Genomic DNA, 11,790 nt, shown 5'->3' on the forward strand with positions numbered 1-11,790 from the left:
ACCCGGCAGAACCCGGGCGGCCGCTCGCCGACGTATCCGACTCGAAAAAGGAGAACGCGATGTCCGGCCTCGACGTCGACCGTCTGCCGAGCTACACCCAGGGTGCCTGGGAGATCCCACTGCTCGGAGACACCATCGGCGACAACCTCGACCGCACCGCCGCCCGTTTCGGCGACCGTGAGGCGCTCGTCGATTCCGCCGCCGGAAAGCGCTGGAGTTACAGCGAATTCGTCGAAGACGTCGACGCCGTGGCGCTGGGGATGCTGCGAGCGGGAATCGTCAAGGGCGATCGCGTCGGCATCTGGGCGCCCAATTGCTGGCAGTGGGTTCTCGTGCAGTACGCGACGGCGAAGATCGGAGCGATCCTCGTCAACATCAACCCCGCATACCGGTCTCACGAACTGCAGTACGTGCTCGAGCAGGCCGGGGTACGGATGCTGGTCTCCGCCTCGGCCTTCAAGACGTCCGATTACGCCGAGATGATCGAGACCGTACGGCCGAACTGTCCCGACCTCGAGGACGTCGTACTGCTCGGCTCGCGGCGCTGGGACGAACTCGTCGAAACCGGCAGGGCTGCGCTCGTCACCGATCGTGCGGCGCTCGCAGCGGCACAGGCGTCGCTCTCACCCGACGATCCCATCAACATCCAGTACACCTCGGGCACCACCGGATTCCCCAAGGGCGCCACCCTCAGCCATCACAACGTCCTCAACAACGGGTTCTTCGTCGGCGAACTGTGTCACTACAGCGAGCAGGACCGGGTCTGCATTCCTGTTCCGCTGTACCACTGCTTCGGGATGACGATGGGGAATCTCGCCTGCACGAGCCACGGCGCGACCATCGTCCTGCCGGCCCCGGCCTTCGACCCGGCAGCGACTCTCACCGCCGTCGCCGAGGAGAAGTGCACGTCGCTGTACGGCGTTCCGACGATGTTCATCGCCGAACTGGCCGACCCCGGCTTCGAGAACTACGACCTGTCGAACCTGCGTACCGGCATCATGGCCGGGTCGCCCTGCCCGGTGGAGGTCATGAAGCAGGTCATCGAGCGGATGGGCATGGAGGAGGTGTCGATCTGCTACGGCATGACCGAGACCGCCCCCGTGTCCACCCAGACCCGCAGTGACGACAGCATCGCGCGGCGCGTGAGCACCGTCGGCCGGGTCGGGCCGCATCTCGAGGTCAAGATCGTCGACCCGGCCACCGGGCTCACGGTGCCCCGTGGCGAGCCCGGCGAGCTGTGCACGCGCGGATACTCCGTGATGCTCGGTTATTGGGATCAGCCGGACAAGACGGCCGAGGCGATCGACGCGGCCCGATGGATGCACACCGGAGACATCGGGGTCATGGACGAGGACGGATACGTCTCGGTGACGGGCCGGATCAAGGACATGGTCATCAGGGGTGGGGAGAACATCTACCCCCGTGAGATCGAGGAGTTCCTCTACACCCATCCGGACATTCTCGACGCGCAGGTCGTCGGCGTTCCCGACGCGAAGTACGGCGAAGAACTCATGGCCTGGATCCGGATGCGGGAGGGGACCGAGCCGCTGGACGCCGAGTCGCTCCGGACGTTCTGCACCGGCAAGCTCGCCCACTACAAGATTCCCCGCTATGTGCACGTGGTCGACGAGTTCCCGATGACGGTCACCGGAAAGGTCCGCAAGGTGGAGATGCGGGAGAAGGCACGCGCACTGATCGAAGAGGCAGGAGTCGACGCCGTGTGAACGATTCCGGCCTGCCTGAGAAGTAAATTCACCGAGAGGCATGCCGAATAGGCCTGCGGGCGAGCTGTTCATGATCGACACTGGGAAGGTACATGGTCGTCGAGATGGCGTCGCCGGGCGCGCGGCGCCGAACAGAGAGGCTCACCATGGGGCAAATCATCGGCACGATCATCTTCGGTGCAGTCATCGGCATCCTCGCCCGGTTGGTGATCCCGGGCAAGCAGGCGATGGGAATGATCGTCACCATCGTCATCGGCATCATCGGTGCGCTGATCGGCTACTGGATCTGGGGCCTGATCGCGTCGGAAGGCAATGAGGACACCTCCGGTATCGACTGGATCCGCTGGATCATCTCGATCGTCGTCGCGGTGGTTCTCACCTTGATCTACACGTCGGCGACGCGCGAGAGGAGATAGCCGGACGTTCTCGAGCGAGGCCCCACCCGGACGACCGTGCACCACGGTCACGAGCCCAGTCCGGGCGGGGCCTTCGCCGATGAGGAGATGATGTCCCCGACCGGGAGGTGAACTGTCGTGCAGCCGCAATGGACCCCGACCCAGGTGGACGTCGAGCAAGCCAACGTCACCGGCTTCACCCGCTTCGTCGAAGAGCGCCACGGCCTCGACCTGCCCGACTACCGAGCGTTGTGGCAGTGGTCCGTCGACGAACCCGGCGAATTCTGGCAGGCCGTGTGGGATGCCTTCGACGTCATCTCCCATACCGATCCGGGGCCGGCGCTCGCCGATCCCTCGATGCCCGGCGCCGTGTGGTTCCCGGGGGCGAGACTGAATTTCGTCGAGTACGTCTTTCGTGAACGTCCGCCCGGCGAGCCTGCGGTGGTCCACCTCGACGAGGAGGGGACCAGGCGCGAGATCGGCTGGGCCGAACTGGAACGCCGGACGGCAGCTCTCGCCGCGACGCTGCGCGCCCACGGGGTGCGGGAAGGAGATCGGGTCGTCGGCTACCTGCCGAACATTCCCGAAGCCGTCGTCTCGCTCCTCGCCACGGCGAGCATCGGTGCCGTCTGGGCCGGCTGCGGACAGGACTACGCGGCGCCCGCGGCCATCGACCGTCTGGGCCGTCTCGAACCGAGTGTCCTCATCACCGCGACCGGTTACCGGTACGCGGGACGATGGCACGACCGCACCGACGAGGTGAACCGGCTCCGCACGTCGATGCCCGATCTGAAGCTGACGGTCGTCGTGCTCACGGGAGCGTCGCCGCAGGAGACGGGCGGACACACCGGGGAGATCCTGGACTGGCAGGACGCCGTCTCGGTCGAAGACTCACTCGAACCGCTGCCCGTTCCCTTCGACCATCCCCTCTGGGTGGTCTTCTCGTCCGGCACGACGGGCCCGCCCAAGGGCCTGCTGCACGGCCACGGCGGTGTACTGCTCGAGCACCTCAAGTCACTGTCGCTGCATCTCGATCTCCGTCCCGGAGACCGCTTCTTCTGGTACACGAGCCCGAGCTGGATGATGTGGAACTACCTGATGTCGGGCCTGCTCCTGGGTTGCACCGTCGTCACCTACGACGGCGCCCCATCCCATCCCGAGGTCGACAGGCTGTGGCGCATCGCCGCAGAGGAACAGGTCACGGTGTTGGGAACGAGCCCCGGCTACGTGCTGGCCTGCATCAAGGGTGGCGTCGTCCCGCACGCGGACCACGATCTGTCGGCTCTTCGCGGCGTCGGGGTGACCGGATCGACACTGCCGGCCGCGTCGTCGTCGTGGTTGTCGCGCAATGCCGGAGAGCACGTGCAGGTGATGTCGATCTCCGGTGGTACGGATGTCGTCACGGCTTTCGTGGGTGCCGTGCCCACGGTGCCGGTGTGGCCGGGGGAGATCTCGGTGCCCTGTCTCGGTGTGGCGGTCGACGCCTTCGACCCGGCGGGCCGGCCGGTACGCGGTGAGGTCGGAGAACTCGTCGTGACAGCGCCCATGCCGTCGATGCCGGTGCGGTTCTGGAACGACCCGGACGGCAATCGTTACCGCGATGCCTATTTCTCCGTCTATCCCGGCGTGTGGCGGCACGGCGACTGGATCACGATCACCGAGCGCGGCACCTTCGAGATGCACGGCCGATCCGACTCCACCCTCAACCGCCACGGCGTCCGGATGGGGAGCGCCGACATCTACCAGGCAGTGGAGAGCCTGCCAGAGATCGTCGAAGCGCTCGTCCTCGGTGTCGAACAACCCGACGGCACGTACCGGATGCCGCTGTTCGTCGTCCTCGCCGACGGTGTGAGCCTGGACGAGGGGCTGAAGGAGAGGATTCGCGCCGCCGTGCGCGAGCACGCCTCACCCCGGCACGTTCCGGACGAGATCGTCGCGGCGCCCGGTGTGCCGCACACCCGAACCGGCAAGAAACTCGAAGTACCCCTCAAGAGAATCCTCCAGGGAGCCGAGCCGGGCCGGGTCGTCGAGCGCACTGCGATCGATGCTCCGGAACTGCTGGACTGGTACCGCGACCAGGTGTGATCCACAGCACGTGATGAGTGTGGCCTTACTGGACAGTCCCCGCCCGGAATGGTCGGATTGCGCACATGGATATCGCCATCAAGATCTTCCTGATCCTGCACTTCATCGGTTTGGCTGCCATCATCGGTTCATGGCTCGCAGTCATCAGGGAACCGCGGGTCGTGGTGGGCATGCTGCACGGCGCCATTCTGCAGGTGGTGACGGGTCTCGCACTGGTCGGTCTTCGGGAGGCGCAGGACGTCGTCGACGTCGACCACATGAAGATCGGCATCAAGCTGCTGGTCGCTCTCGCTGTTCTCGTCGTCGCATTCATCGGGCTGAGGAAGGAGAAGCAGAACCCGGGATCGACCGCGATCCTCGCGCACGTCGTCGGTGGTCTGGGCATTCTCAACGTGATCATCGCTGTGATGTGGTGACGGCGGCAAACCGAGGGGTTCGCCGGTCGCCGATCGTGTGAAGTGGGGTCGGTGCACCCGTGTAGGTTGGCTCGGTGCGGTCGAGACGAACGGACCCGGTACCGGTGGGTAGGCTACGCCGGGGGGTACCCGCCGACAGCACGGAGCGCGGTGCTGTACCGCACTCGACCAGGCAGACACTGGCGGCGGCACCGTAACGTTCTCCACCCGATCGGCGGATAGACGCCAGGTATGTAGGTGTAGTCGGGAGACGGCCGCTACCCGCAGGTGAGAGGAAGGTTGGGTTTGGATTCGCTGGGTTTCGGCGCATCGGAGTTCGGGACTGCGAGTGATCCGGCACGTGCAGCTTCCGTCGCAGGCACCGAAGGAGCCGTGACCGGATCTCTTCCCGACGGAGCATTCCCTCTCTCACCTGCCCAGCTGGGCATCTGGTTCGCACAGCACCTCGACCCCGACGTACCGATCACCATCGCGCAGTACGTCGACATCGAAGGTGATGTCGACCCCGATCGTCTCGCACGCGCGCTGGCCCAGGCCGCTCGTGAACTGGGATCCGGCTTCCTTCGCTTGATCGAGGTCGACGCCCAGCCTTTCCAGTTGATCGACTACGACCAGGACAAATCCGTACCTCTGGTCGATCTGCGGGAGCACGACGATTCCGAAGCTGCTGCGCATCGGTGGATGCGTGCCGAATACGGGGCCCCGTTCGATCTGCTCGAGGATCGATTGGTCCGCTCGGCTCTTCTCCGGATCGACGACCATCGATACTTCTGGTACGCGCGCGTGCACCACATCGCACTCGACGGTTACTCCGCGACGACACTCGTCAGCCGCTGTGCCGAGCTCTACACCGCATGGTCCACCGGTACCGACGAACCGCCCGCTCCGGACGGGGACCTCCGCCGGCTCAGTGAGTACGAGAACGATTACCGGCAGTCGGCCCGGTTCGGCGCCGACCGCGAGTACTGGCTCGCCCGTGTCGCGGGACTCGAAGAAGGGGTGAGCCTCAGCCGGCGAACCGGGCCGCCAGCCCCGGTGAACCGGGTGTCGAGTGCACGGCTGCCCGAACGAATCGACCGACTGGTCGTGGAGGCGGCCGAACGGCACGACACCTCCCTCGCGAACCTCGTGATCGCAGCGTTCGCAACGTATCTGGGCCGGATGACCGGAAGCGACGAGGTGATCCTCAGTCTTCCCGTGACGGCGCGCATCACCAAGTTCATGAAGAACTCGGGCGGCATGGTGTCGAACATCGTGCCGTTGCGATTGAACGTGGGTCCCGACGTCGATATCGAGGCACTTCTGACCCAGGTGCGCCTCGAGGTCACGGGCGCACTCCGGCACCAGCGTTACCGGCACGAGGACATCCGTCGGGACTCCACCTCCGGCCGGACCCAGCGTGAGTTCTTCGGTCCTCTGATCAACCTCATGCTGTTCCACAACGAACTTGCGATCGGCCAGAGCACGGGGCGCCTGCACGTGTTGTCCACCGGCACGGTGGAAGACCTCAGCGTCAACGTCTACCAGAGTGTGGCCGGGTCCCGGACCCACGTCGACTTCGAGACCAACCCCAACGTCTACACCGACTCGGAGTCCGAGGCACACCACCGGCGGTTCCTCGAATTCTTCGAGCGTTTCCTCGAATCGCCGGGCGACCGGATCGCACGTGCGGTGGCGGTGATGGACGCCGACGAGTTCGACGCGGTCGTCGTCGAACCCAATCGGACGGCACATCAGGTCGACAGCCCGGGGGCCACCCTCGCATCGATGCTCGATGCGCAGGTCGAGTTCACGCCCGATGCCCCTGCGGTCACCTTCGAGGGGCGAAGTGTGTCCTTCGCCGAGTTCGACGACCGAGTCGGCCGGCTCGCGCGCTTTCTGATCGGCGAAGGGGTCGGCCCGGAGCGGCATGTCGCAGTCGCGATGCGCCGCTCGATCGACATGCTGGTCGCTATCCACGCCGTCGTTCGTGCCGGGGGAGCGTACGTCCCCGTCGACGTCGACCAGCCGGGCGAGCGTATCCGCCACATCCTGGACACTGCGGCGCCTGTTGTCGTGCTCGCCGACACCGACACCGACACCGACAGGAGTGTCTTCCTCGGTCGGCCCACTCATGCCGTCGCCGACCTCGATCTCGGCTCTTTCGCAGGCGGTCGGATCTCCGACCCGGAGCGACTCGGGGCTCTCCGTCCGGAGAACACCGCGTACGTGCTGTTCACCTCCGGATCGACCGGGCGGCCCAAGGGTGTCGCGATCACGCACGGTGCGATCGTCAACCGTTTGGCCTGGATGCAGTCGGAGTATCCGCTCACCGCGCGGGATGCGGTGATGCAGAAGACTCCCATCACTTTCGACGTCTCGGTGTGGGAGCTGTTCTGGCCGCTCGTCGTAGGTGCACGCCTCGTGGTCGCCGTGCCGGACGGGCATCGTGATCCGGACTACCTGCAACAGCTCGTCGTGGACGAGAGCATCACCACGATGCACTTCGTCCCGTCCATGCTCGCGGTGTTCACGACCGACACCGCCGCGAGGTGCCGGTCGCTGCGCACTGTATTCGCCTCGGGCGAAGCACTACCGGTTCGTTCCGCGCGCCGGCTCGTCGAGCTGTTGCCGGAGGTGCGTGTACACAACCTGTACGGTCCCACCGAGGCCGCAGTGGACGTCACCTTCCACGAGTTCACAGATGCCGACGAGGACGCAGAACGGGCGTCGGTGCCGATCGGTCGTCCCGTGTGGAACACGCAGGTCTACGTCCTCGACTCGAAGCTGCAGCCCGTTCCGCGCGGAGTGACGGGTGAGCTCTATCTCGCGGGTGTCCAGCTCGCACGAGGTTATGCGTCCCAGCCGGCCCTGACCGCCGACCGTTTCGTCGCCGACGCGTTCGGTTCGCCGGGTTCGCGGCTCTACCGAACCGGCGACCTCGTGTTCTGGACCGACGAGGGGGAACTCGAGTACGTCGGACGCAGCGACTTCCAGGTCAAGCTGCGAGGGCAACGACTCGAACTCGGTGAGATCGAAGCCGCTTTCCTGGAGAATTCCCGGGTGACACGGGCGGTGGCGCAACTTGTCACCGGCCCCGCAGGCGATCAACTCGTAGCCTATGTCGTCCCTTCTGCAGGAGATCCGGTCGATCCGGAAGCCCTGCGCCGCGAGGTCGCCCTGCGGCTGCCGTCGTACATGGTGCCGTCGTTCGTGATGGTGCTCGACGAGTTTCCTCTGAACACAAGCGGAAAGCTCGACCGCAAGGCATTGCCGCAGCCGGTCGTGTCCGGTACCGCCGAATACCGCGCACCCCGCAGCCACGTCGAGCACGTGGTGGCGGCCGCGTTTGCCGAGACCCTCGACATCGACGAGGTGGGTCTGGACCACGATTTCTTCGAACTGGGCGGAAACTCCCTCGTCGCAACCAAACTGGCGCACCTGATCGGTACGAAGCTGGGCGTCCGCGTCCCGGTTCGGTTGCTCTTCGATTCGTCCACCGTCGTCGCTCTCGCCGAGCGTATCTCGATCCTTGCGGGTGAAGCACCGTCTCCGGTGCTCCGGACCACCGTGCGCCCCGAGAGGCTGCCGCTGTCGACCGCCCAACGTCGCCTGTGGTTCCTCAACCGGCTCGAACCCGAGTCCGCGCTCTACAACCTTCCTCTCGGCGTGCGGCTGCAGGGAAGCCTCGACGTCGACGCGATGGTCGCGGCGCTGTCCGACATCGTCGTCCGCCACGAGACGTTGCGCACCGTCTTCCCTGAAGACGACGGATCTCCGTACCAGAAAATCCTGTCTGCGAACGAGGCCTGCGTCGAAACGAAGATCGTCGATGTTTCCGCCGACACTCTCGACGACGAACTTCGACGCTTCGCCCAGGCCGGATTCGATCTGGCGTCCGAGGTGCCTTTCCGAGCGTCGATCTTCCGCCTCGGCCCGACCGACCATGTCGTGGCGCTCAGCCTGCATCACATCGCTGCGGACGGCCTGTCGTTCGTTCCGCTCTCGCGCGACATCCTGCGTGCATACTCGGCGCGGATCGACGAGCAGGAACCAGGATGGGCCCCCCTCGAGGTCCAGTACGCCGACTACACGCTGTGGCAACGAGAAATCCTCGGTTCGGAGAGTCATCCCGACTCGCTCGTCTCCCGTGAACTCCGGTTCTGGACGGATGTCCTCGACGGTGTACCGGACCAGATCGACCTTCCCACCGACCGTCCACGTCCGGAGGACGGTGCGAGTGAAGGAGCGCGGATCCGGTTCCGTATCTCCGCCGAGACCGTCGAGGGAATATCGGCGCTGGCGTCCGAACTCGGTGTCACCCGCTTCATGGTGCTGCACGCCGCGCTGGCGGTGCTTCTCTCTCGCCTGTCCGGTACACGCGACATCGTCGTGGGCACACCGGTATCCGGACGTGATCTACCCGCCCTGGACGATCTCGTCGGCATGTTCGTCAACACGCTCGCCCTGCGCACCCCCGTGGATCCGTCCATGTCGTTCGCAGAATTCGTGTGGCGGGTTCGTTCCGTCGACACCTCCGCACTCGCGCACGCAAACGTTCCCTTCGAACGGCTGGTGGAGGTTGTCGATCCCGCCCGTGTGGCAGGCCGCCATCCGCTCTTCCAGGTCGTTCTGTCGATGGACGTCGGAGCGCCCGCCGCGGCAGGTGTCGAGGTCGACGGATTGCAGGTTGCAGTCTCCGAAATCGAGGTCGGGACCGCGAAATTCGACCTTCAGCTCACCGTCGCCGATGTGTCGGGTGAGTCCGGGCTCGACGCTTCCTTCGAGTACGCGACCGCTTTGTTCGACGCCCGCACGATCGAGTCCATCGCGCACCGATTCCTTCGCGTACTCGGTAGCGGGGTGCAGTCGCCGGACATGCCCGTCGGCGACATCGAGCTACTCGACGACACGGAGCGCACTCGCATTCTGTCCGAGTGGAACTCGGTCGGAGCAGACCGGTCCTCGGAACACGAAACACTCGCCGATCTGTTCGGCCGGCAGGTCGTGGCAGGATCCCGTGAGACCGCAGTTCGGTTCGGCGACGACTCGCTGACCTACGGCGAACTCGCGTCGCGGTCGCGCAGACTGGCCCGCAAGCTCATCGAATTGGGGGTTGGTCCCGAATCTCTTGTGGCGGTGTCCCTTCCGCGATCCATCGACCTGGTGGTCGCTCTGGTCGCGGTCGTCGAAGCCGGTGGCGCGTACCTCCCGGTGGACCCGAACTATCCTGACGATCGCATCGCCTTCCTACTCGAGGATGCCTCGCCGACCGTCCTCGTCACCCGTAGCGATTCCGAACTCCCCGATCGCGGCGACATACCGACGATCCTTGTGGACGTGGACGACCTGTCGGCCCTCGACGGATCGCCGATCGGGCCGGACGAACGCCGACGTCGGCTGTCGCCGGCAAACACCGCCTACGTCATCTACACGTCCGGATCGACCGGGCGGCCCAAGGGCGTCCTCGTTCCGCACCGCAACGTGGTGAGTCTGCTCGTCAACACCGAAGATCTTTACGAGTTCGGGCCGTCGGATGTATGGACGATGTTCCACTCGTACGCCTTCGACTTCTCGGTGTGGGAACTGTGGGGGGCCCTCCTGTACGGCGGCACCCTGGTCGTCGTCGATTACCTCACCTCGCGCTCGCCCGATCAATTCCGCGAGCTACTCGCGCGGGAAGGCGTCACAGTCCTCAACCAGACACCTTCCGCGTTCTATCAGTTGGACGAAGCCGATCGGCGAGCCGATGACGACGGGCTCGTTCTGCGGTACGTCATCTTCGGCGGTGAAGCGCTCGAGCCTCGTCGCCTGGGTGGATGGTTCTCCCGTCACGACGCCGACAAGGTGCAGCTCGTCAACATGTACGGGATCACGGAGACCACCGTGCACGTCTCGTACCGGCCGATCGGAATCGACCTCGCGGTTTCCGGCGCACCCAGCGTGGTCGGAAACCCGATCTCCGGCCTGAGCGTCTTCGTCCTGGACGACCGGCTTCGCCCGGTGCCGGTCGGTGTGCCCGGTGAGATATACGTCGCGGGTGGGCAGTTGGCGCGCGGTTATCTCGGTCGCCGAGAACTGACGTCGGCCAGATTCGTCGCTGATCCGTTCTCCCGCACGGGTGGCCGGTTGTACCGGACGGGCGACATCGCTCGATGGAGCCCCACGGGTGAACTGGAATATCTCGGACGCGCCGACGACCAGGTCAAGATCCGCGGTTTCCGCATCGAGCTCGGCGAGATCGAGACCGCCGTCACGGTGCAGCCGGATGTCTCCCACGCGGCCGTGGTCGTACGGGAGGACACCCCCGGCGACCCGCGCATCGTCGCGTACGTCGTCGGCAATTCCGGTTCGCTCGATATCTCTCGCTTGCGTTCGGGTGTGAACGACCTCGTACCCGATTACATGGTGCCGTCCGCGTTCGTGGTTCTCGACGCGCTGCCGTTGACGGTCAACGGCAAGCTGGATCGGCGGGCGCTGCCTGCGCCGGTCTTCGAGGCCGGCGAGTTCCGGGCGCCGGTGACGCCGGTGCAGCACACTGTGGCCGCAGTGTTCGCCGAGGTGCTCGGCGTGGAGCGGGTGGGCCTGGACGACGACTTCTTCGCACTGGGCGGCAACTCGCTCATCGCGACGCGGGTGGTCTCGCGGATCGGTGCTGCGCTGGACTCCGATGTGCCCGTACGCGTGCTGTTCGAAGCCTCCTCGGTCGAGGGCGTCGCCGAGCGTGTGCAATCCCATGTGGGATCGGGACATCTGGCCCTGGCGGCGCAGGAGCGTCCGGATCGGGTGCCGTTGTCGTTGGCGCAGACTCGCATGTGGTTCCTGAACAGGTTCGATACGGCTTCCGGCACCAACAATGTCGGTATGGCACTGCGCATGTCGGGTGACCTGGACACGGCGGCGCTGGCCGCCGCGATCTCGGATGTGGTCGAGCGGCACGAGTCGTTGAGGACGGTGTATCCGGAGATCGACGGTGTCGGTTACCAGGATGTCCGGCCGTCGTCGGATGTCGAGGTCGATCTGACTCCGGTTTCGCTGTCCGGTGATGACATCGTCACGCAGGCAACAGAATTGATCACGGCCGGTTTCGACGTGACGTCCGAGGTTCCGGTGCGGGTGCGTCTGTTGCGGGTTGTCGATGCGGTGGACGAGTTCGTGTTGGTGTTCGTGGTGCATCACATTGCGGGTGAT

5 protein-coding genes are annotated in these 11,790 nt (G+C 65.5%); all 5 read left to right on the plus strand.

What is annotated here, in order from left to right; all coding sequences use genetic code 11:
- Nucleotides 1-59: 59 nt before the first annotated feature.
- On the plus strand, nucleotides 60-1,724 hold the full coding sequence (locus ABZ789_RS12210; RefSeq protein ID WP_358423867.1) for an AMP-binding protein: 1,665 nt from the start codon (nucleotides 60-62) through the stop codon (nucleotides 1,722-1,724).
- Nucleotides 1,725-1,870: 146 nt separating this feature from the next.
- On the plus strand, nucleotides 1,871-2,140 hold the full coding sequence (locus ABZ789_RS12215; protein ID WP_358423869.1) for a GlsB/YeaQ/YmgE family stress response membrane protein: 270 nt from the start codon (nucleotides 1,871-1,873) through the stop codon (nucleotides 2,138-2,140).
- A 117-nt stretch (nucleotides 2,141-2,257) separates the two neighbouring features.
- Complete coding sequence (locus ABZ789_RS12220) at nucleotides 2,258-4,204, plus strand: acetoacetate--CoA ligase (RefSeq protein WP_358423871.1); 1,947 nt, start codon at nucleotides 2,258-2,260, stop codon at nucleotides 4,202-4,204.
- A gap of 65 nt (nucleotides 4,205-4,269) precedes the next feature.
- Entirely contained in the window at nucleotides 4,270-4,620 is a 351-nt protein-coding gene (locus ABZ789_RS12225) for a hypothetical protein (protein ID WP_358423873.1), read from the plus strand.
- 372 nt (nucleotides 4,621-4,992) lie between these two features.
- Nucleotides 4,993-11,790 (plus strand): amino acid adenylation domain-containing protein (locus ABZ789_RS12230; RefSeq protein ID WP_358423875.1); only part of this gene is annotated, 6,798 nt, incomplete at its 3' end.

The sequence above is a fragment of the Rhodococcus sp. NPDC047139 genome, from assembly GCF_040643435.1.
Taxonomy (GTDB): domain Bacteria; phylum Actinomycetota; class Actinomycetes; order Mycobacteriales; family Mycobacteriaceae; genus Rhodococcus.

Bases quoted from the DNA above. Each gene is read 5' to 3' on its own strand.
- ABZ789_RS12225 (WP_358423873.1), top strand. From the start codon at position 4,270: ATGGATATCGCCATCAAGATCTTCCTGATCCTGCACTTCATCGGTTTG.
- ABZ789_RS12215 (WP_358423869.1), top strand. From the start codon at position 1,871: ATGGGGCAAATCATCGGCACGATCATCTTCGGTGCAGTCATCGGCATC.
- ABZ789_RS12210 (WP_358423867.1), top strand. From the start codon at position 60: ATGTCCGGCCTCGACGTCGACCGTCTGCCGAGCTACACCCAGGGTGCC.